Annotated in this window: 17 protein-coding genes; 1 reads left to right on the top strand and 16 read right to left on the bottom strand. The window is 50.6% G+C overall.

The genetic code is table 11. The annotated features are described in order from the left end of the window. Position 1 precedes the first annotated feature (1 nt). The 8 genes from C508_RS0103540 to C508_RS0103505 form a co-directional block, all read right to left on the bottom strand. Positions 2 to 1,156 carry an aldo/keto reductase gene (locus tag C508_RS0103540; protein ID WP_018702166.1) on the bottom strand — a complete coding sequence of 385 codons (1,155 nt, stop codon included), beginning with the start codon at positions 1,154 to 1,156 and terminating at the stop codon, positions 2 to 4. 13 nt (positions 1,157 to 1,169) lie between these two features. Then, the gene (locus C508_RS0103535; protein WP_018702165.1) at positions 1,170 to 1,577 is read right to left on the bottom strand and encodes a hypothetical protein; all 408 of its coding nucleotides are present in this window, start codon (positions 1,575 to 1,577) and stop codon (positions 1,170 to 1,172) included. Further along, a complete protein-coding gene (locus tag C508_RS0103530; RefSeq protein ID WP_018702164.1) occupies positions 1,577 to 4,249 on the bottom strand; it encodes a helicase domain-containing protein in 2,673 nt (890 codons plus the stop codon). The genes C508_RS0103535 and C508_RS0103530 overlap by 1 nt, the downstream gene beginning before the upstream one ends. 94 nt (positions 4,250 to 4,343) lie before the next feature. Next, on the bottom strand, positions 4,344 to 4,964 hold the full coding sequence (locus C508_RS0103525; protein ID WP_018702163.1) for a helix-turn-helix transcriptional regulator: 621 nt from the start codon (positions 4,962 to 4,964) through the stop codon (positions 4,344 to 4,346). Between the two features lie 375 nt (positions 4,965 to 5,339). Next, the gene (locus C508_RS0103520; RefSeq protein ID WP_018702162.1) at positions 5,340 to 5,939 is read right to left on the bottom strand and encodes a YitT family protein; all 600 of its coding nucleotides are present in this window, start codon (positions 5,937 to 5,939) and stop codon (positions 5,340 to 5,342) included. A gap of 79 nt (positions 5,940 to 6,018) precedes the next feature. Then, the gene (locus C508_RS19330) at positions 6,019 to 8,901 is read right to left on the bottom strand and encodes a bifunctional diguanylate cyclase/phosphodiesterase (protein ID WP_018702161.1); all 2,883 of its coding nucleotides are present in this window, start codon (positions 8,899 to 8,901) and stop codon (positions 6,019 to 6,021) included. A gap of 232 nt (positions 8,902 to 9,133) precedes the next feature. Further along, positions 9,134 to 10,441, bottom strand: a complete 1,308-nt coding sequence (locus C508_RS0103510) for an MFS transporter (RefSeq protein WP_018702160.1) — start codon at positions 10,439 to 10,441, stop codon at positions 9,134 to 9,136. A gap of 44 nt (positions 10,442 to 10,485) precedes the next feature. Next, positions 10,486 to 11,691, bottom strand: a complete 1,206-nt coding sequence (locus C508_RS0103505) for a metal-dependent hydrolase family protein (protein ID WP_018702159.1) — start codon at positions 11,689 to 11,691, stop codon at positions 10,486 to 10,488. 216 nt (positions 11,692 to 11,907) lie between these two features. On the opposite strand from C508_RS0103505, the gene C508_RS0103500 reads away from it, so the two are divergent. Continuing rightward, positions 11,908 to 12,801, top strand: a complete 894-nt coding sequence (locus C508_RS0103500) for a LysR family transcriptional regulator (RefSeq protein ID WP_018702158.1) — start codon at positions 11,908 to 11,910, stop codon at positions 12,799 to 12,801. Between the two features lie 130 nt (positions 12,802 to 12,931). Here the strand turns inward: C508_RS0103500 and C508_RS0103495 are convergent, their stop codons facing one another. The 8 genes from C508_RS0103495 to C508_RS0103455 form a co-directional block, all read right to left on the bottom strand. After that, positions 12,932 to 13,606, bottom strand: coding sequence for a hypothetical protein (locus tag C508_RS0103495; RefSeq protein WP_018702157.1), 675 nt, complete (start codon positions 13,604 to 13,606; stop codon positions 12,932 to 12,934). 141 nt (positions 13,607 to 13,747) lie between these two features. Next, positions 13,748 to 14,503, bottom strand: coding sequence for a hypothetical protein (locus C508_RS0103490; RefSeq protein ID WP_018702156.1), 756 nt, complete (start codon positions 14,501 to 14,503; stop codon positions 13,748 to 13,750). A 51-nt stretch (positions 14,504 to 14,554) separates the two neighbouring features. Then, positions 14,555 to 14,941 (bottom strand): response regulator, encoded by a 387-nt coding sequence (locus C508_RS0103485; RefSeq protein WP_018702155.1) that lies wholly within the window; start codon positions 14,939 to 14,941, stop codon positions 14,555 to 14,557. A gap of 204 nt (positions 14,942 to 15,145) precedes the next feature. Then, positions 15,146 to 18,340 carry an ATP-binding protein gene (locus tag C508_RS0103475; RefSeq protein WP_018702153.1) on the bottom strand — a complete coding sequence of 1,065 codons (3,195 nt, stop codon included), beginning with the start codon at positions 18,338 to 18,340 and terminating at the stop codon, positions 15,146 to 15,148. Positions 18,341 to 18,523: 183 nt separating this feature from the next. After that, positions 18,524 to 20,416 carry an FtsX-like permease family protein gene (locus tag C508_RS0103470; protein ID WP_018702152.1) on the bottom strand — a complete coding sequence of 631 codons (1,893 nt, stop codon included), beginning with the start codon at positions 20,414 to 20,416 and terminating at the stop codon, positions 18,524 to 18,526. After that, on the bottom strand, positions 20,403 to 21,167 hold the full coding sequence (locus C508_RS0103465) for an ABC transporter ATP-binding protein (RefSeq protein ID WP_018702151.1): 765 nt from the start codon (positions 21,165 to 21,167) through the stop codon (positions 20,403 to 20,405). Before C508_RS0103465 ends, C508_RS0103470 begins: the two co-directional genes overlap by 14 nt. Positions 21,168 to 21,189: 22 nt before the next feature. Continuing rightward, on the bottom strand, positions 21,190 to 22,203 hold the full coding sequence (locus tag C508_RS0103460) for a sensor histidine kinase (RefSeq protein ID WP_018702150.1): 1,014 nt from the start codon (positions 22,201 to 22,203) through the stop codon (positions 21,190 to 21,192). Then, the gene (locus C508_RS0103455; protein ID WP_018702149.1) at positions 22,200 to 22,874 is read right to left on the bottom strand and encodes a response regulator transcription factor; all 675 of its coding nucleotides are present in this window, start codon (positions 22,872 to 22,874) and stop codon (positions 22,200 to 22,202) included. Before C508_RS0103455 ends, C508_RS0103460 begins: the two co-directional genes overlap by 4 nt. Positions 22,875 to 22,912: the final 38 nt, after the last annotated feature.

Raw genomic sequence — 22,912 nt, 5'->3', positions numbered from 1 at the left:
TCTAACCTTCAAATTGCGTCCGCACTTTTTTCAATTCCTCCGGGATTGCAATCCCCTGCGGACAGTGGCTAGCGCATTTACCGCATTCCACACAAGCCGAAATCGGCGCCGCCAATTTTGATACTACCGTATAGGCCCGGCGAGTTTCCGGCGCTCCATCAAACATAGAATCATCATTATAAATAGAAAACATCCGCGGAATATTGATGCCCACAGGGCAGGGCATGCAATACGAACAAGCCGTGCAATTAACGCGAATGCGCTCTTTGAGCAGCGTTTTTACCGTCCCCACCAACTGCCGCTCTTCGTCATTTAGATTTCCCGGCGCCGCCATCGACGCGACGCGCAAATTCTCTTCCACTTGTTCTGAAGCATTCATACCGCTAAGCACAACAGACACCTCCGGGTGATCCCACACCCAGCGCAGCCCCCATTCCGCAGGCGAACGATCCTGGCCACCTTGCGCCAAAATGTCTTTGGCTGCGTCCGGCAAATTCACCAAATTTCCGCCTCGCAGCGGCTCCATGATGACTACGCCCAACCCTTTGGCAGCGGCGTATTGAAGTCCTTCCGTTCCCGCCTGATAGGCCTCGTCCAGGTAATTGTACTGAATCTGACAAAACGACCAATCGTAGGCGTCAACAATCTCTTTGAAAAGAGCCAGCTTGTCATGAAAGGAAAAACCGGCATAACGAATCCGTCCATCCGCAATAGCCGCATCCAAAAACTCAAAAACTCCGGCGTCGCGAACCACTGGCCACGTCTCCACGTTGAGCGAGTGCAGCAGATAAAAGTCAATATGATCCGTCTGCAACCTTTCAAGCTGTTCGTTTAAATACCGCTCCATATCTTCGCGGCTTTTCACCAGCCAGCAAGGCATTTTCGTCGCCAAAAATACTTTTTCTCGGTAACCGTCCTGAAGCGCCTTGCCTACAAAAGGCTCACTGGCGCCTCCGGAGGCAAAACCGGTTCCATGATACGGGTACGCGGTATCCACATAATTAACGCCGGCGTCGATCGCCGCCCGAATCATCGGGATGGCTTTAGACTCGTCAATCTGTGTCGGGTCGCCACCATTCACTACAGGCAAACGCATACAGCCAAAGCCCAGTGCCGAAACCTGTTGCTTAGTCTTGCCGAATGTACGATATAACATAATTCAAACCTCCTTACTCCTCTTCTTCCGCCGCCGGCGGCAGTCGGTCCAAAAACGCTCGCTGCACAGCCAGGGATTCTTGCAAGAGCGACTTGCATTCCTTCACGTCCTGATGCAGCTCTTCCTGGCCACGGCTCAACGCCTCCACTCTTTCTTCCAGCAGACGCATTTGCCCCTGCAATTCCTCCTGATCCTGACGCAGGCTTTTAAGCTCGCTCTGCACGGAAACAAAGCTGCCCAACTGCTTTTCCAAATGCTCTACCACCGCCTCCATAGGCTGTTCTTCTTCAAAAGCGCTGGCCGCGTCCTGCAGCTCCTGGGCCAGCGTCTGCAATGCGATAATCCGTTTCGTAACCTTCTTCAAGGCATTACTGCTTTGACTAAATTGATGCAGCAGTACCTGAATTTCCGTTTCTTCCATTAAGGGTTGCCTCCTTCCGCTTTCGCCAGAGAAAGAAATTCCAGTTCATAGGCGCATTCCTCGCAGGCCTGCGTAAAACTTTGCATTTTAGGCAGCCAATAGCTCTCTACAACCAAAGACGCCATTCCCTTTTCCCGGGAAATAGCCGCCAGAACGGGCGGCAAGCGTTCTTCATGAGGCTCAAAATACGCTTCTATTTCTTCGTAGGAGCGATGCAAGTGAAGCATGGCTCGCAGCGCCGCAGCTTCATAGCCCGTATCTTTTGCCAAATTCAGCACACGTTCCCATTCACCGGCCCGCTCATAGTGCGCTAAGGCCTCCGCCACCTGTCCTGACGCCTCGGCTTCCGCCCCCAAACAGCGGGAAGCGGAGATATCATCGCCAGCTTGGGCATATAAGTCGCTGGCATCCAGGTAATATTCTTCGCGCTCGCGTTCCCGGGCCTTGTCCAACAGCGCCGCCGCTTCTGAAAGCCCCTGCAGGCCCAGACGCGATGCATCAAATACCGCTACCTCCTCCAGCCAATTCGCCAGTTCCGCCAGCACTCCTGCCGGCGGTTCATCTTCATAGAAGCACAAACGCTCTTTGGCTCTCGTAATGGCTACATAGAGCAAGTTGGCCTGATACCGCAGACGCAGTTGCCCCCGCCCTTGACCGTTCAGCAGCTCTTCCCAAGATTCCTTGGCCGAGCTAAGCAGGCGATAGGCAATAATGTAATCATCCTCCGCCCCTTTGAATTCCTGAACGGTGTAGACATTATGCCGTCCGTAGCCGTCGGACAATAAGCGTTTTTTCTCCTGTTCGTTGGCTACCAACACCGTCACATAACCGCGCTGCACATCCGCCGCCGCCGTCAGCAGTTCTCTGGCATTATCCGGCTGCGCCTGCAGCCATTGCGGTTTGAACACGCCCGGTAAAAGCGGCTGCAGCAGCTGCGTTTCTTCCTGGTCCGAAGCGCCGCACCAGCGGCTGCGAAGCTGCGCCAGCGCGTTGCCTAAAGCCACAATCGGTTCCCGACAACGATAGTTTTTCGTCAACACCCGCAGCTGGGTCCGCAGATGCCCGCGATAATGGAAAGGCATGCGCAGGCGTCCAAAGTCGAAATACGTCGGATTAATGGTCTGCTGCACATCGCCGCTGAACAAAAAAGAATGGAAATCATGGTCGTTGTGCTTCTTGCAGGCCAACAAAAAGTAAAGCTGCAGCTCACTTAAGTCCTGTACTTCATCAATCACCAAGTAGTCAAATTCCGGTTGCAGCGTCCCCGCCGCCAGCCTGGCAAGCCCTTGTCGGGCCATATCATTTTCATCCAGCAGCTTTTGGCTTTCCAGCCACTGCTGGTACTGCAGCGCCAATTCATAAAGCAGCTCGCGTTGCTCCGGTCCAAAGAGCGAATGATCCGACGGCAGCTGCAAATACGTAGCCTTTGGCAAAAGCGGCAACCAATGGATTTCTCGCTGCAGCCTTGCCAAAAGCGCTAATGCTTCTTTTTTCACCAGGTTCGAAGGCGCTCCTAGAGCGCCTTGAAATAAAACCAGACTGCCGTCACGGCGAAGAATGCGCCACCAGCCGTGACCGTCTTCCTCCCAGAAGCCAATCGCTTCCAGCCACTGCGCCGTTTCTGCCGCGACTGGATATTCCCGCTGCAACAGCAAATCTTGCCGCAGCCAGTGCCGGCCCATGCCTCCTTTTAAAAGCCCCCGAATCTCCTGCCAAGCGTCGGCAGCAGAGAAGCTGCTGACGCTCCCGTAGATTCGCCAAAACTGATTTTCAAAAGTTCGGAAGGATACCATGGCTTTTTCCCGAACGTTCAAGCATTCCCGACAGTAAGACGCGACACAATGAAATTCCGTTTGCGCCTGCACCGGTTCCGCCTCGCCCTCGCGCCAAGCCTCATACAATGCCTGCGTGTCATCTCGCAGGCGCTTTGCGTACGTAAAATAACCCAGTTTGACCGCTTGAAAGCTTCGCGCCATCAGCTTATGTAAACCCACTGTGGACTTGCCTGTACCGGCGCCGCCGGCCAAAAACAAAGGCTCTCCTTCGCTGCGTACGCAATCATACTGCTCCTGGCTGAGGTACAACTGCCAGTCGCCCCGGCCTTCTTCCACCAAACGCGCCAAGCCTTCATCGGTCGTCAAATACCAAGCGGCGGCATCCAAAATTTGCGGCACATTGCCCCAATATTGCTGGCTGCGACGCAAGGACTCGCTCTCTCCGGTTTCTTCATAGGGTTCTTCGCAAAAAGCCGCTTCCTCAGCCCCGGCAACCGCCGCCTCCGCCTGCAAGGAGACGCCTCGCCTCACCTGCTCGTCATGCTTGCAGTACTCCAGCAGCACCACGCTGTCCGGAGCCACCTCCCGGCGCAACCCCGGTATATCCCGGGCATACAAAAACAAAATTCGATCCCCGCTGTTGACGCGAAATTTATAAACCGTCCGCGCGCCGCCCTGGAGCGAGCGGACATACATCCCTTTGGTCTGGGCAAACAGCGGCCCGGAAAGTCTGGCCAAATACTCCGGCAGCCTCGCGGCGACAAAAGCCCGTTTTTCCAAAGGCACGCTTTCCCAAAAATTGCGGGCTACCAACTGCCTGCGCTGCTCCGCCAATCCCCAACACTCCTTGCTATGCAAAAAAAGGAAAGCCAACGCCGCCACGCTGCTTTCCCGCATTTCTCTCTACTGTGATATTATACGTTGTCCTTCAAAATCCTGCCGCCTGGGCCAAGAAAGTCCTTATGGATGTCGGTTCTCTTGTTCAAATTTCTCAAGATCGCTCTTTTAAATACTTATAGATGGTAAAGCGAGACACATTTAATTTTTCCGCAATCGTAGGAATGCTTTTGGCAAATTGAAACGCCCCTTGCTCGCTCAGCAGCGCAATCATTTGCAGCCGATCCTCACGGTTAAGCAGCGCGACGGGTTTTCCCAAACGCTGCAGGCAAGCCTCAAAAATAGAATCCAACGTAGGCGCCGCGCCATGAAGCTCCTCCTCTATCGGCGCACCCACGGCTGTCAGCTCCGCCAGTACCGATTTGGCTAAGTCTAGATGGGTATAGTCGTAATTAATGCCGATGGCATAATGATAGTCTTCGCCGCGCAAATGAAAGGTGGAGCTTTTTAAAAGCCGCCCCTCCTTGGTTTTTCCTTGGCTGTTTACAAAGTCCCGGCCCTCAAAAAACTCGTCCAGCTTCTGCACGCCCAAAATAGACAAGCTGTCACCCACCTGGCGCTTGGTCACCTCGCCGTGATAGATCGAGACGATAGAGCTTTCTTTATTGTTCATGTCATGGATTACCACTTCGCAGGACGGGCCAAACATCTGGGCCACTCCTGCCGCCAAGCGATCCAAAAATTCCAGAGCCGCTTCTTTTTGCAAACCATTCACCGCCTTTGCCTCTATCATATCATTCTGGCAAAGGAGAAACAAATACAAGGATTGAACAAGAGAACCGGAGTCCCGAGAGGGTCCTCAGGAGAAAAAAGTGAAAGACATAATCTCTTGAAAACCTTTTTCGCGTATTTCGTGTATTTCGCGGTTCGTTAGCAACGTCTCTCGAATTTTTTATCCAACCGCGAAAATCGCGAAATTTGATTTGTAGTTCTCACAAAACCGCTCTATTCCTTGTTTCCCAGCCAACTTCTGGCATATTGAAAAAAGTCGCCATAAGGCGACTTTTTATACCGAGATTGAACTCCTATTTTTCCGTAACCCTCTGCCGTATCCTCCGGTCAATCCTATTCTCTTGTTCGTCCCCAACTTCTACGCCGCTTCGGCGTTTGCCGCCGGCGCTTGGTAGGAACTGGCGATGCGCTTTCTAAACAAGCTGATTACACTGGAAACCACCACGATGGACAGCGCTGAAAACAAAGCTTCCCCGGCACCGACCACTACTATGCTAGAACCTACGATTACGGCGTCAAAGCAGAAATTCAGTTTCCCCGGATCCCAGCCATAGCGCTGCTGCAAATACACAGTCAACACGCCGGTTCCGCCCAAGGAGCTTTGCCCCATAAAGAGCAGCGACAAGCCCAAACCGGCCAGCACGCCGCCCGCAAGAGCGCCGAACAAGGGATCTAGCTGCATCGCTGGAGCGATACGCTCCACACCGGTCAGCAAGACTACGGTCACAACCGACAGCAACGTGCTGGCGGTAAACTTCCACCCCAACCGTTTGAGCGACAAAATATAAAAAGGCGTATTTACCACAAAAAACAAACCGTCAAAGGGAATCTGCAGCCAATAGGCCAAATTAAGGGCCAAACCGGTCGTGCCTCCCGTGGTAATATGCGCATATTTAAAAATCAAAATACCCAGACTGATAGCCAGACAGCCCGCCAACACCGTCAACATCCGTTTCATAGAAAAACAGCCTTCTTTCAAAATGGAATAGTTCCATCTTAAAAGAAGGCGCACTCGTTGTCAACATTTTTTGTAACTTTTAAACACTTTGTTGATTTTTGTTTTCCTGCGCCCATTCTAACGCCGCATTCGGCGCCAAAGGACGCGCAATATAATAGCCCTGTACTAAATCAAAGCCGCAACTCCCAACACTTTGCCACTCCAGCTCGGTTTCCACGCCTTCGGCGACTACTTCCATATTCAAGGCGTGCATCATTTCCACAATGGCGGCAATATATTGCATATGGCGTGCATCATCGCCCAAATGCCGCACCAGCGTACGGGAGATTTTCAAAGACTCAAAGGGCAAGCGCAGCAACTGCGCCAAGGAAGAAAATCCCTCCCCAAAATCATCCATAGAAAGAGTAAGTCCCTGCTGCTTCAATGTATGCAAGCTGGTTACCGCCTGCCCGATCGATGCCATAAACACACTTTCCGTAACCTCCAAGATAATGGCATTGCGGTCTTGCAGCTTTTCGCGCAAAAGTCCATCGACCATGCTGCAAAAACCTTCATCCTCCAATTGCTGCGCCGATACATTCACATGCACCCGTATCGACGCTAAGCCGCGCTGCTTTAGTTTGACCGCAAACCGACACGCTTCCTCCATCACCCACTGGCCAATGAGCGGCATCAAACCGCATTGCTCCGCCAGGGGAATGAATTTGCCCGGCGGCACCTGCCCATATTCTAAGCTGCTCCACCGCAACAACGCTTCAAAGGCGACCAGCTTCTTGGCAGCATCAACAATCGGCTGAAACACCAGACTAAACTCGCAACTGGCTATGGCGCTGCGCAAGGCGTTGGATAAAAACAGCTTCTCTCTGCTTTCCTGCACTAATTCCCTTGTACACATGCGCCAAGCATTTTTACCGCTGTCTTTGGCTTCATATAAAGCAGCATCGGCATTTTGCAGCAACTCTTCTACGGTCATGCCATCGCGAGGATACGCGGCAATACCCATGCTGGCCGTTATATGCAACGGATGCTCCTCCACTGTTTCGCCCGCTTCAATGGCCCGCAACAACGCTTCCGCTAGCGGCCCCGCTTCTTTACATGCCGTTTCCGGCAGCCACAAGCCAAATTCGTCGCCGCCCAGCCGGGCTACCATGCCGCCGACAGGCATACCTTTTTTTAGCGCTGCAGCTACAGAGCAAATGAAATTATCTCCCCGGCTGTGCCCCAACGAATCATTAATCAGCTTCAAATTATCCAAATCCAGCAGAAAAACGTGCCCTGTCAGAAGAGCGCCCCCTGCTACCAGTTTTTCCTGCAGCTGCTTATAAAAATTCCGCCGATTAGGCAGCCCGGTCAATTCATCAATATAAGCCAGCTCATACATATGTTCACGGTCTTGCGCCCTGGCCAACGCCGTAGAGACAATATTAGCATACTGCCGCAAGATGGAGTCGGTTCTGATATCAATCGCGTCCATCTTTTGCGACCACGACACCACCAACACCCCAATAGTCGCTCCGCCAATCTGCAATGGCAACCCTAAGCAGCTGCCTATGGGAATATCCTTAAAAAACGACAACGCTTTAGCATACGCATGATAATCCGGTACAAATACAGCTTCGCCTCGCCGCAGTACTTCTTCGGTAATCCCTTCGGAAAGACCGCTTTGAAAGCCAACCGGCAAGCTGTAAGGTCCGGCCGAATGGCGAACTACCCAGCTTTCTTTGCTCTCACTTAACGTAGAGATGACGCTGTGCAGGCCACCCACCAAGCGAATGACATCTTTGGTAACTACTGCAAATATCGCTTGTGTCGATTCTCCTTGCGTAATTAAATGCCCGGTAACCTCTTGAAAGGAATGAAGCTGCGCCGCATTTTTCTCTCCTTGGCGGGAAATTTCGCTAAACGATTCCTGCAACCCTTCGGCCATGCGATTAAACGCAACCGCTAACTCGTCCAGTTCATCATAACCGGAAGCCTGGACCTCTTCTACGGCTTCTCCCTCGCCAATACGCTTGACTTGCCCCACTAGCTCATCAATCGGACGGCTAATTCGCTTCGCTACCCAAAAGGATACGCCCGCCATCAACCCTGTCGCCGCGAAAAGAATTCCTAAAAACAGAATCGCCCATTGCCGCAGCGGCGCATAGACCACATCTTCCGGCACCGACATGACCAGCGTCCACTGCACCTCCGGCACTTGCTTAAAATACACAAGTCGATGATGCTCCTTGTAAAAATAGCGTCCCCACCCCTGCTCCTCCCGCTGCATCCGTTGAATGACCTCTTTTAAATCATTCTGATAGTCGGGAGATTGTACTACATTAACACCCAGCAGCGCTGCCTCTGGATGCAACAATATTGTTCCGTTCCGATCAAGAAGATACGCATAACCGCCTTCATACTCAGTTGCCCAAGTTAGCTTCTCCACTAACGTCTTCAAAAGTACATCCGCTGAGGCAACCCCATATATCTGTCCCTGCGCATTGCGCACCGGCATCGCAATGGCCAGCGCCATCTGCTGCGTTACAAACTCAAAGTAAGGAGGCGTCACGGTAATGCGTCCAGCCTCCATGGCTTCCTTATACCAAGGCCGCTGCCTGGGATCATAGCCTACTGGCGGCACCCAGCCGCTGCCGTCAATGAATTCCCCGCTTACAAAAGCAAAATACATATCCGTCAGTTCCGGATCCACCTGCTTGTAGCCGGACAGCATCGCCGGTGTAATCTTACCGTACTGCGCCTCAAACTCCAAATTGTACCAACTGATTTCCAGCAGTTTTTTCTTGCTTAAAAGATTATTGTTCAAGTCGTTTGCATGCATAATCACAGCGCTTGAAAGTTCCCGCTCAATCTTCTCCGTCAGTTCCCGCTGCACAAGATAGTATCCCAAAAAAGCAGCTGCTATCAGCAATATTCCGGTTAATCCGGCAAATAGAATTGTCAGCCTCGCGCGAATACGCATAGCTACCCCTCCAATGAATACTATTGGGTTAAGTATTCTTTTTGCATTTTCCAAATCCTGCCGCTTGAAAATAATACACTATAGGAAGGCAAGAAAACGAAACATAAAATAACCAAAAGTACAAGGCGCAATTTTTGAACAAAAGTTATGAAATTCGTACTTCCTTAAAAGGGCTATCTTGAAAAGCAAAAAAAGAGCCCCCCTTTACAAGAAGGACTCTTCAAAAGACCGCTCAGGCCAATTCTTTGTCTTTGGTCTCATGCGCCAGCAACACCATGACCAACAATGATAAAATGGAACCCGCCATCAAGTAGTAGGTGGGAGCCAAATTATCTCCAGTGGAAGCAATCAACCAAGTCGAAATAAAAGGAGCCGTCCCGCCGAAGCAAGCCACGGCAATATTATAGCCGATGGCAATAGCGCTACAGCGAATGTTCGTCGGAAAAATCTCCGTCATGTACACTGTCGCGCCGCCGCAGATGAGCGCTTCCAAAAGAGCCAGCGCCACTAAAACCGCCAACATAACCATGGAGTCCTGCGTCGTGCTCAGTACGGAGAATAGCGGATATCCCAACAAAACAAAGCCCAGCGAAGCTGCTATAATTACCGGCTTACGGCCAATTTTATCCGCCAGAATCCCTGTAAAAGGAATGGCTAGCATAAAAACAACTATCAGCAACGTATTGAGCGACAAGCCCACGGAAAGAGGAAATTTCAAGACTTTAGAAATGTACGTCGGCATATAGGCCATAACCAGCCAGTAAGAAATCGTCCAGCCGATAACAATGCCAAAACTCAAAACAGTTTCTTTTTTATAGTTGCGCAGCACTTCCATGAGCGGCGTCTGCGCTAATGCCTGCGTTTCCTCGCACGCCTTAAAGCTTGGCGTTTCATCTACTTTTTTGCGAATAAACATGCCAAAACATGCAATCAACAGCCCGGTCCAAAACGGCAGGCGCCATCCCCAGGCGTTCATATCCTCCGGCGACAGCATAGCGCTTAAGAGCGCGCCGGACCCGGAACCTAAAAGCAGGCCCACGGCAATACTGAACTGCGACCAGCTGACAATAAACCCTCGATTGTGGGGAGTTGAATACTCCGCCAAGAAAGACATGCAGCTGCCCCATTCACCGCCTGTAGAAACTCCCTGCAATAACCGGCAAACCGCGAGCAAGATCGGCGCCCAAATGCCGATCTGCGCATACGTAGGCAAGCAGCCTACGGCAAAGGTGCTCAAACCCATCAGCATGACCGTCCAAGTCAGCACCTGCCGCCGCCCCACCCGGTCCGCATAATGGCCAAAAACGAGGCCGCCCACCGGACGCATGACAAAGCCCACGCCAAAGACAATAAATGACAGCATGAGCGCCGTCACCGGATCCTTGGACGAAAAAAACTGCGAAGAAATAATGGAAGCAAAATACCCGTATAAACCATAATCAAACCATTCCAGCGCATTACCTACCGAGCCGGCTAAAACCGCTTTCGCCATAGATCCGCCTAGACGCTTTTCTTCTTGCACCGCATAGGCTGCCTTCATATTCATCGTCTCCTTTCTTAACCCCGCCGATTACTAATCCCTTCCTACAGCGTCACGCCTTTGGCAATAACCTTTTTGTCCGTAAACAACGCCGCCAGTTTTTGCAGCGGATTCTCCTTCACCAGCAAAAGATCCGCCTGCTTTCCCTCCTCCAAAGAGCCAACTGTCGCTTCTCGTCCCAACGCTTTAGCGGCGGCGCAAGTTGCGCAGCGTAAAATATCCAGCGCTTTCATCCCGTAAGCTTCCATGGCCTGCATTTCCACAAATACAGACGGATGAGGGCCAAAATTCGGCGAGCCCGCGTCCGTTCCCAAGGCAATGCCTACCCCCAACGCCATGGCGCGTCGGAAGGTGTCTTGATGCCACGCCGTCACTGTGCGCGATTTTTCCACGTACGCCTCGGGAATTTCGCCGCTGCTTTCAGACAGCTTTTTGTATACTGCCAGCGTTGGGACTAAAAACGTGCCTTGGCGCTTCATAAGCTGCAATACCTCGTCCGCAATATCCGCCCCGTGTTCAATAGTATCTACGCCAGCGCAGACAGCATTTTCAATCCCTATTTTGCCTAGAGAATGCGAAGCTACCTTCATTCCCAACCGATGAGCTTCACGCACAATAATCTCCAAGTCTTTTTGCGAGTACAGCGAAGGACCAATCTCCTCCGGCCCGTAAGCGCCGCCGGTAGAGGCTACCTTGATCGCCGCCGCGCCGCGCGCCTTCATCGTTCGTACCGCCTTAACCAACTCATCCGGCGAATCCGCGATATGCCCTAGCTCCGGCACATGACCGCCGGTAGGCTGAATAATGCTTCCCGCCGCCACCACATCGGGGCCCAGCAGCACGCCCCGATCCACCAAGGCCATGATGTCAACCGCCACATTATCCACTGACCCCACGTCCCGCACCGTTGTCACCCCCTGCGCCAACGATGCTTGCGCATTGGCAATACCTCTTCCCAGAGCCTGATATACCCCTTCGTCCCGCATGGTTGTCAGCGGCGACGGACTGCCGTCCCAAACCAAATGCACATGCAGATCAATCAAGCCCGGCAACGCATACCGGCCTTGCCCGTCCATGCATTCCGCCACTCGCGGCAAGTTTTCTCCTGACGAATATACGCCTTCAATCAAACCGTCTCGTATATGCAAAACACTTTTTTCTTTCACTTCGCCAGCGGCTACATCCACCAACTGCACATTTTGCAAAAGGTATTCATGCTTCTGTCTCCCTAACCCCAAAGCATGCTTCATTACTTCCACCATCTTTCTGTATTTGCTATTACTAGGACAAATAAAAAAAGAACCTCCGACTTCTAAAAGCCGAACGTTCCTCTTCGAACTGCAAACCCTATTCTTTTCTTGCAACTCTTTGTCCGTAGTGCTAGTATAGTTAAAAAGTTTTATGCTGTCCAATATATAAATTGATGCATTCTTATACTTTAAAAGTATTGAAGGAAGGAGCTTCTGATGGAGCTACGTCATTTGCGCTACTTTCTGGCAGTTGCAGATGAACTGCATTTTGGCCATGCCGCCAAGCGTCTGCAAATTGCCCAGCCGCCTTTAAGCCGACAAATTCATGATTTGGAAGAAGAGCTTGGATTCACGCTGTTTTCAAGGCAAAATCGAAAAATTTCCCTGACTCCGGCAGGCGCCGTATTTCAGGAGAAAGCGCGACATATTCTCGGCGAAGTGGACGACGCTTGCCGCCTGGCGCAAAAAGCGCATCGCGGCGAACTGGGACGCTTAGCCATCGGGTTTGCCGGTATCGCCACCTTTTCCGTTATGCCCCGCTTGATTCCCGCTTACCAAGCTCTTTATCCTTCAATGGAGCTTTCCTTAGTACAATTGGGGACCAGTGAACAACTGCGGGACATCGAAGCCGGCAAACTCCATCTGGGTCTTTTATGCCTGCCAATTGACGCTCCAGACGTATACTGCCATAGCATCAACAAAGAACCGTATATGATCGCCCTTCCCGCTAGCCATCCCCTAGCCTTTCAACCAGGCCCCTTGGCATTGAGCGAGCTTTCGCAAGAAAATTTTATCATGACTTCCCGCGCAGTGGGAAAAGGTTATTTTGACTTGACTCTACAGCAGTGCCACCAAGCAGGCTTCAGTCCCACCATCACTCAGGAAGTCCACGAACTGCAAACTACCGTTACGTTTGTCGCCGCCGGCATGGGCGTGGCTCTTGTCCCCGAAGGCATGGGGCACAGTCAAGCTCGCGGAGTCCGCTTCCGCCCGCTATTTCATGCAGAGCCGGTTCTGCACACTACCATCGCCTGGCTCAAAACCAATACCTCTCCCGAACTGCAGCACTTCGTTTCATTGGCTAAAAAACTATTTCCCGCCGAGCATTGATAAGAAAAGTAGACAGCACTCCCTTAGAAAAAAAACACCGAATACGCAGCAAGCATAGCGAATTTATAGTAAGAAACCCCAGCGCCTTCAAAAAGACGCTGGGGTTTCTTACTTTTTTAGTTACACTTGTTTACTTGTTTTCTACAGGCGAATCCAGTCGCTTCACATTGGCAAACTTATCCGGCACCACGACGTCAAACTTGCTAAAGAACTGATCCAAAGCTTTCATGCTGACCGACTTATTGCCAAGAGCCCCGATCATGGTATTATCCTGCCCCATTTCGACGAATTTGCCATTATATAAGTATAGTCCCGTATGCCTGTCAATCGCTTTAACCGGAATAGATGTAGTTACCTTTTTTCCTACCGTAAAGAAGGTCATCACGTCGCGAACCGTAAAGGGCTCGATTTCCACTACCAGCAAGGCATCGGCGTCAGAATCTTTGGCTACCGCCAGAATATCCGCCCGCTCCGCCATGGTAACGCTTTGAATCCCCATCGCCGCCAGCTTGTCCTTATAGGCATCGCCAGCCACTAGAATCCAGCGGCCTGCGGCTATTTTTTTCATATGATCCAAGATTTTCGCATCAATCTCGGCGTCATAATCGGTTTTAGCATTATTCACATAGAGAAAAGCCACCCGCGGCAGCTTACTGGTTTGATCTTGTGACGCTTTATCACTGCCTTGTAAGATCGTCGCTGTTTTTTCCCCTAAACCAGGTTCTTTACCGCTGTCTTCCGCCGCCCAGACCGTTCCCATGCCCAAAAGCATTGTCAATACACACACAAGCCACACTTTCTTCATTCGCTTCTCTCCTCTTATTGATTTATTTATTATGCTTCTTTTCTCGCTTTAACCGCTAAATCCTGTCTAAAAAAATAAAACCGGCATTCTTGCCATACGGAATCAAGAATGCCAGTTTCATTTTGAGAATTTTTTCAGCGCCTACTGCACGGCAAATAACATTTCCAACGGCCCAAAGGAGGTACCAATATCCAGCCGATAAATACGGCTTTGCAGCTCACAGCCAAAAGGCTGCGCCTGCTGCGCCTCCAGATCCGCCCAGACGCCTTTGCTTGAAAGAAGACTGCAAAAAGCGCCGTTATGTACATTCAAAAACTCTCCGACGCAGTCTATCGCCAATTCATTCAGTTGTTCCAGCCTTTCCCCGTAAAACCGGCTGGCCAGCTCTAAAAACACGTTTTTTCGCAGCCGCAAGCCGGTAAAAAAAGTTTGATCTCCATAAATTTTTTGCGTAATTACATAGCCATCCTTCTTGCTAATTGGAGCCGCTTCTGAACCCGCCAAATAGGACGCCGCCTCTAAAAACTGCTTCGTATTGTGCAAAAGCAAAGCTACATACGTTTCGAGATACATCGCCGCCTCTTTTTCTACTAAAAAGGGAAACGACAGCTGCAACGGATGATCAACCGTCGATTCTTGCCTTCCTCGGCTATCATATTCTCTGTGAAACTCCTGCCATGCCTGTTCCAGCTTGGAACGCTGCAGGTAGCCTTGCTCCAAGATAAGATGCATCAACGGAAGCGATTCTTCTTGCTGCATTGCTGGTATTCCCGGCCCAACTGCACAGGGGCCCGCTTGAGCCTGGCTAGACGATTCCCTCCGCAAGACTTCGCAAATTTGGTCCGGTTCCAACAATCCCTGATTTAACAAGTAGTTTCCAAAAAGCTGATTTAACATATCTGGTCCTCCCCGCAACGGCAACGCCAGACAGGATGGAAGAAGCGATGTTTATCCATGAGCCGCCTCTTTGGTAGTTTCACTTAACAGCAAGCGCACCACCGATTGTAAGATTCCTTCGTTAATTGGTTTAACAATGTAATTTTTCGCGCCTAACTGCAACGCTTCAAATACCGCATGCTTTTGCCCCAATGCGCTGATAACAAGGATCTTGGCCTCCGGCGCTTGCTCTTTTAGCTGACGAATGGCCTCCAAGCCGCCCATGCCAGGCATAGTCAAATCCATGGTTACCAAATCCGGACTGCACTGCGCATATTTTAACAGCGCTTGCTCACCGCTGGCTGCTTCCTCTACGATTTCGCAGTCGATCTTTTCCAGCATCCTCCGTAAGGTTTTACGCATCATCAATGCATCATCCACAATCATAACTCTATCCATGTGCTTCTTCCTTCCCTTCTAAACGCTATTTTTAAAAAACCAGGGAGACGCTGCTTTAATGAACACGCCGACAAAGCAAGAGCTTTTTTCGTCAAACGAGAAAGAAAACGCAGGCATAGCGGTGCTCTGTCGAGGCTTCCTGACGCTGTTTGACGGAAAAAGAGCCACTTTGACGCGAAATGTGAGTAAAGCAGCGCCTCCCCCCTAGTAAATCAAGCTTAGCGACAAACTGCCTGCCGCCGTTTCCAATACCCATGTGGATGTCTGCGAGTGCGAGTATTTGGCGGAAGCGTCCTCTGCCAGCAAACTAAACAAAGGCTCTACTTCCAAATCGCCCGACCCTTGGGGCCATTTCTCCACAGACTGCCGAAAAAGCTGCTGGGCCTGCTGCGACAATACATTTTCCAGTTTCTCTTCCGCCGTGCTACGCTTGTTGCTTACGCTCGCCTGCACGATTTTTTCGTCGGCGCTCAGTAAAATCTTTCCGTTGAGCCCTCCTTTGACATTCAAAAAGGAGGATACTTTGCGCAGCTGCAGATTGCCTTCGGCTTCGCTAGCCAAATAACGAATGCGCTCTACTACTAAGCCGCATTGCTCTTGCAGCAACGCTTCCGCCTCCTGAAGCAGCGGTTTTGCCAAATCCCGTATAGAAAGCGGTTCGATCTCTTTCTCCTTTTCAAAAGGCAAAAAGAAGGCAAACTCCGTACCTTTTCCCAAAGTACTGCTCACCGTAACCGTCCCGCCTAATTTTTCCAACTCCGAACGTACCGCCGCCAAGCCAACGCCGCGCCCAGCCAGTTCGTCCACTTCTTCGGCCGCGGAAAACCCATCCGCGAAAATAAAATTCAACCAGTCTTCCGGGCCCAACCGCTGCGCATCCCCGAAAGAGCACAGCCCTTTTTCCACCGCCAAATTCCGAATAACTCCCGGATCTATGCCTCGGCCGTCATCAGCGACAGTAAGGAAAATCCCGCCTTCCTCCTCCCGAATCGAGCAAGTAATAGAGCCAATCTCATCCTTACCTTGTTCCAAACGTTCGTCCGCTGTTTCCAATCCATGCATAACTGCGTTGCGAAAAACGTGGCCCATCGACTTAACAAAGTCATTGTATCTAGCCGGGTCCACCATTATTGTCCCGCCGTGGACCGCAAAAGAGTGCACGGCCTTGCCATGTCGCTCCGCTAAGCCGCAGGTATATTCAGGAAGAGACTGCAATAACTCCTGAAATGGCTTATAGCGAAGTCGACGAATCGCTGTCAAGAGAACGCCGCATTCTTCCTTCGGCAGCGAGGCTTGCATTTTCGCTTCCAGCTCCAGCAGCCTTGCATTATCAATAACCAAAACATTTTCTCGTTGGAAAAAATCTTGACCTAATTTATCTTCTAAGACGCACATATCCTCTTGCAGCCAGCACAACATCCGCTCGGGCGTAAAGTCAGCCAAATTTTTTTCCAGCTCGCTTTTGGCCATATTGACCCCTTCCTGTGTCCGAATCGCCGCCAGACGATCCTCCATCTCGTGCAGAAAACGCATCGTCTGACGCAGCCGCAATTGCCCAAAAGTACCTTTAAAGGTATGGACCACGCGAAACAAGTCCGCCAAAACGTCTGCCGGTTGTTTTTTGCTGTGGAGCAGCTCTGCCATGCCTTCTTGGCAAAAGAGCGTATATTGATTGACGACGGCAAAGAAATCCGCGGCATGCGTCACCACCTGCACAATCATCGCCAGCACGTCGCGCTCCGCCTGCATCTGTTCCTCCAGGTCCTTCTGCTCCGTTCGATCCGTCAGTATCAGCATGATTTTACGCCCCCCGCCTTGCGGCGCTCCTTCGATAACCTTGTAAATAATGCTGATATACCGTTCTTCAAAAGAGACTGCTTCCGGCAAGAGGGAAAAATACGTTTCCCGCAAAGCAGCGTTCTCTTCCGCCAAAATTTTGGCAAGCACCGCCGACACAAAGACCTGTTGCGCTTCGTCCTCCGGGCAAATCAGCGCACAGACGTTTTCTCCCGCTACGTCCCTGCGAAAGATAACCGTACATTCAGCGCTATATTCCTTATCAATTTGCAGATCGCCGCCAAAAGACATAAATCCTTGACCAGCGTAATCCAACAGATTTTGCAGCGCCGTCGTCCGTTCTTTGATTTTATCTTCCAGCTCCTGATTCCACCGCTCCAACATGACGTGTGATTGCTGCACTTCTTCGTACATGGCTTGCAGCGAATCCAAGGTACGGTTAATTTCGCAGGTCAGCTCGCCCATTTCATCGTTTGCATCACTGCGCCCTCTCGCCTGCAGATCTCCTTTGGCGACGCAAACCATCAACGAATTCAACTGATACATACGTTTGCGCACCGACATGTCAAAGCCGCAAAACAAATATCCCAGCAATAATAAAATGCCGCCGGCAAAAGCGCTAACCGCGTTACGGTAGTTTATGTACGTGTCAATCCGCAACGCCAGCAGTTCATCAACCATTTGAAAGGTCTCTTCTTGCATCCGAATCGTTTCCTGAACGGCTCGCGTCCCGGTAGCTTTCAACAATTCCCGAGATATAGGCAAGCCCTGCTGGCCAATGGTTTTCTGTTCAAAATTCCAAGCAAAAATAGGCGCGCTCTCCACTAACGCTGTGGTCACAGGCTGCAGTCGAGTGCGAACCTGCTCGTTATGCCGCAGTACCTGCTTGGCATTGTAATCCACTAAGTCCAAATCGGAGCGAATCAAGCCTACATACTGCAAAAATTGATTTCTTCGCTCTCCCGAAAGAGATTGGCTAAACAACTCTACTTCCACCGTCTGCGCCGCATTCAACCGGTCCAACAAATTCGGCATTTTTCGCAAAACCGTATCCACTAAATAAGACGTGTCAGAATCAGAATCCAACGCCAAGTTAGACGCATAGCCGATTTGCTGCATCAAATCCCCTACGCTGCGCAGCCAGCGTCCATCTAACTCAAAAGCCACCTGCGCCGACTCCGTCCCCTGCGAGGCCGCATTTTGCTTGCGCGTCAGCCATTCTTGACGCAGCGTTTGCAGTTTCCACGACACATTCAGGTTCGCCGCCGCTCCCTGATCCAGCGCCTCTGCCCGCTCCAACGCCGCATCTACACGATTTTGCTGCGCCAATACCCGCCCTTCTAAAGACGAATCAGTATATACATACAAATAATGCAGACGACGATATTCCTCGCCTTCTACAAATACTTGTCCCAACATCTGCGCATATTGCACGCCAAGACGCTCCTGCCGAGCAAATTCAATATTCTTATTCAGCTCTGATACCAGCAAATACATCAACACGGCGGACTGCAAAACGATTAACACGCCGATTACGGCAAATTTATAGGCGTACTTCAATCGATTCATCCAACGAGCCGCCGGCTCTAAAAGCTTGTTCATGCCTGCAACACCTGCTATTTTTTATTCTGATCCTGCCATTCTTATTGTAGAAGGTCCATTCCCGTCAAAGGTGAACTTTCAGTAAATTTTTGGTTAAGGTTTTCTTGCCTAACGTAAAACACAAGAAAAAAACCGCACCGCGAAAAATTTTCGCGATGCGGTTTTTAATCAGCAGACACTAGCTTATTCCGCTGCTAACCCCCGGATGCAGGAATGAATCGTGAGGAAATAGTACCCACAGTACACAACCGTATAAATCCCTATATTCAATAGGGAAGAGCTCAGCACCGATACTTGAAACACGCTTCCGAACAGAAAAAACGCAACAAAAGCGTGAAAAACGGCCAAAAACCAGGAAAACGCCACACATGGAAAGAGCTGCGCCGCCAAAATTAGGTGAACTTCTTCCGCGGTTACCCCCAGCCCCCGCAACAATTCATAAAAATCTTTATTCACTTGTATCTGGCTGAGAAACTGAAAGGAAAGAATACTGCAACTGGAAGAAATTACAATGGTTCCTATAAAAAAACCCATAAACAACAAAACGCCCCAAAGCTTTACAGCCTGATGAAAATCGACGTAAAACGAGCTCAACTGCGCTTCTGTCGGCACCACGCTATATATGTCATCTGTCAGTTCCCGGCTTTCCCGCAGATTATCGACCATATACGCTTTTCCTCGTAAAGAAGGCGCCCACTGACTCCATTGCGCATAGGTTTCATCCGAAACAATTAGCGCTGGCCCGCGCTGTGATTCGTTCAAAACCGGCCATGGCCAGTGCTTCACCAACAAAACCGTACCCGCCCGGCCCAAATCCAACTCCCTCCCGGCAGGCATCTCCTCCTCCGGCTCCCGGTAATAAGAAAGATAGATACCCTCTTGCGGGCCTAGCTTCGGCAAGGATACATCTAATTCCTTGGCTGCCGCCGCCTGGGAAAAAGCGGTTCTCGACACTACCTGCAGTTCTGCGTTTTCATGCCACCCTGGCAGATCCTTCTCAGTCAGTGGCAGCAGCAGAAACCGCACATCGACTTCTTTTTCAATAAAATGTTGGGGGTAACCGTCGATAATAGCACGCACTTTTTCATCCACCTGAAGGTCATCGCTCATATAAGCAAAAGAAAAAGGCATTTGCGCCATGCGTTCCTGCAATAACTCCTGGTAAATATGATAGCTTAAACCCACCGCGATAAGGGTCGCAGCGCCCAAGAGAGTGACTAGGGTCAGCAGCTTTACCTGGCTGCGTAAAAATACGCTTAATTGATTAACTGCTAAAAACGGCACTACATGAAAGAAGCGCTCTTGCTTCTTTAAGCGTTTCAGCAACCAGGGCAGAAAATACCGAAAAGCCGCATAAGTCCCCTGACACAAAAAGAGCACCGCCAAAATCAATTGGGGCCAAATAATCTCATGGCCTCGCTGCCACGGCAAAAGACCATAGCCGCAAAGCAATAGCGCCGGCATCCACAAAGACTTACAGCCGCACGATTCCGACCTTGTTGGCGCCTCTCTTCGTTTATGAAGCATCGTTCCCAGCGTCACCTGAGCCAACAAGGCATAGCCATACAAAGCTACCATCATAAACAATACGCCAAAAATCAAGCTTGTCCGCCAAATAGCATCTAAACTAATTTCAAAAGGCACCGAGCCTGTAAAGCCAAGAAACCAAATTAGCAACAGCTGAAAGAATTTAGCCATAACCACGCCAAAAAGAATGCCAAGCAACAGCGCCGCCACTCCTGCCAAAAGCGTTTCAAAAAAAAGCAACGTTCCCACCTGATGGCGCGTCATGCCTACAAGACCGTAAATCGCCACCTCGCCCCGGCGACGACGCAAAAAAAACGAAGTCGAAAACCAGATAGACAAAACAGCAAATAAAGCCACGGCTACGGAAGATAGATTAAAAAAAAGCTCCAGTTCCTGTTCGCGTTCTACTACCATACGCACCGCCTGAGAAAAGCGTAAAGACGCAAAAAGATAGTAAATAGTAATGTTGAACGCCATGGAAAGAAAGTATACCGTATAGTTTTCCAGATTGTTGCGCACATTTAAAAGCGCCAGCTTAAATAAGGTCACGCCCGTCACCTCCGAGCATGGCTAACACGTCCAAAATACGCTGAAAAAATTCCCTTCGATCGCCGCCATGACGAAGTTCTGTAAAAATCAGGCCGTCTTTTATAAACAAAATACGTTTAGCATAGCTGGCTGCAAAAGGATCGTGCGTTACCAACAGCAAGGTGGTCTGATATTCTTCATTGAGCTCGGTCAACACACGCAATAAATCCGCCGTTGCCTTCGAGTCTAGCGCGCCAGTAGGCTCGTCCGCCAATACCAGCCGCGGCCTGTGAATGACAGCCCGCGCCGCCGCCGTACGCTGCCTCTCCCCGCCGGAAACTTCCTGAGGAAAATGCTCCAAAACCCGTTTCAGCCCCAAGCGCTCCGCCAAGTAAGCTACCCGGTCTTCCATTTCCTCCACAGGCATCTTCGCCAACAGTAATGGCAACAGCATATTTTCCTTTAATGTCAGCGTAGCCAATAAATTGGCTTCTTGTAAAATAAAGCCCAGTTTTTGCCGCCGCAGCATCGCCAGTTCCTCTTTTTTCATCCGCTGCATATCCAGGCCTTCTAAAAAAATACTGCCTGACGTTGGCTGATCCAGCATTCCTGCCAGGTTCAAAAGAGTCGACTTGCCTGCTCCAGACGGCCCCATCACCGCGATAAACTCGCCAGGCATAACTCGCAGCGACACATCATTTAACGCTACGGTTGCACCGCCTCTAGAACCATATATCTTACTGACATGTTCCATTTCCAAGACCGGAATCACAAGTCTCCTCCTTTCTCGCACCTTACCAAGAAAAATCAATAATCAGGCGCGTATATTCTCCCTCTTTCGATTCCACTTCTAAACGGTGCCCCAGCTTTTCCGCCAGCTGCGCCGCCAAATATAACCCCATGCCAGTAGCATGCTGAAATTCCCGACCATTGCGGCCAGTAAACCCCCTGTCAAAAATGCGCGGTACATCCTCAGCCGGAATACCAATGCCGTTATCCTCCAATGACAGCCTCCAATGACGGCCTTTGCCCTCGGAAAATACCCGGATACAGCCTCCTACTGCCGTATATTTCAGAGCGTTCGATAAAATTTGATCCAAAATAAAGCCCAACCATTTACGATCGCTTAACACCAACCCCGGTAATTCTCGTAAATCCAGACGAATCCGCTTAGCAATGAAGGTTCGCGAATGACGCTTCACGGCTTCTTTGATCACCTGCTCCAGCCACACTTCCTGAATCAAATAATCCTTGGCGAATGATTCCAGTTTCGCTGAGTAGAGCACCCGTTCCACACCGGCTTCAATGCGATCCAGCTCTTCCTCCAAGCTAGACAGCAACTGTTCTGGCGCTGTATCCGCCGCTCCTTCTAAAAGCAAGCGAGACACAGCAATAGGCATCTTCGTGTCGTGTACCCAGGTCGCCAGAAATTCTCCTTGTTTCTGCCTATCTTGATGCAGCCGGCGATAGCGGCGCTCCTGGGCAGAAAAAATCCGTTGCAACACTTCATGATATAGCGCTTGCTCCCGATTCGCAGGACGCGGCAAGGGAGGCATCACCGCATCCGCCAGCATCTCTTCGTCCGCCAGCATCTCCTGCAGACGGCGCAAATACCGACGCCGCACAGCAAAATCACACATCCAATAAAATACAAAAAAGAGAAGACACACGCCCATCATATACCATAAATTCCCCGAATCCATATGCAGCGTATTGTCCAGCGCCGTCATCGCGGCGACAAAAAGAATTACGCAAACCAGACACGCCGCAAGTCCAGCTTGATCGCGCGCATAATCACGCCAATTCATACAAGCACATATCCTTGCCCCTTACGGGTTTCAATCCAGTCTTCCAAGCCTGCATCGCTCAATTTGCGCCGCAGCCGGTTGATATTGACCGTCAAGGTGTTATCATCGACAAAATTCTCATCTTCCCATAGTGCACGCATGATTTTTTCCCGGCTAAGCACCTCGCCGCCATGCTTAATCAGAAGATGCAAAATACGCAGCTCATTGCGCGTCAGCGTGATCTTCTTATCTTGATAATGAAGCTCTCCTTCGCCTAAGTGGAGCACGGCTCCTCGATGCTCTACGGTTTCGCCTTCTTCCTTTCCATACGAATAAGTGCGCCGCAATAACGCTTGTATTTTGGCCGCCAAGACGTCTAAGGAAAATGGTTTTTGGACAAAATCATCGCCCCCCATATTTACAGCCATCACGACGTCCATATTGGCGCCTCGGGAGGATATGAAAATGATAGGCCGCTTGCTGGTGCTGCGAATTTTACGACACCAGTAAAAGCCGTCATACATCGGTAAATTAATATCCAGCAGCACCAAATGAGGATCCTGTTCTTCTACCGCTTCCATGACTTTAGAAAAATCCTCTACTCCCCTTGTTTCAAACCCCCATTTACGCAAATTCAACAGAATCAATTCCCTCAGCTTAGTATCGTCTTCGACTACCAAGATCCGAAACATCCGCAGCCCCCCTTTTTCTTCCAGCCCGCTCGACAAAC

This window comes from Anaeromusa acidaminophila DSM 3853 (genome assembly GCF_000374545.1).
GTDB classification, from domain to species: domain Bacteria; phylum Bacillota; class Negativicutes; order Anaeromusales; family Anaeromusaceae; genus Anaeromusa; species Anaeromusa acidaminophila.
The sequence above is the reverse complement of the archived record's forward strand: the minus strand, read 5'-3'. Positions and strand labels throughout refer to the sequence as shown.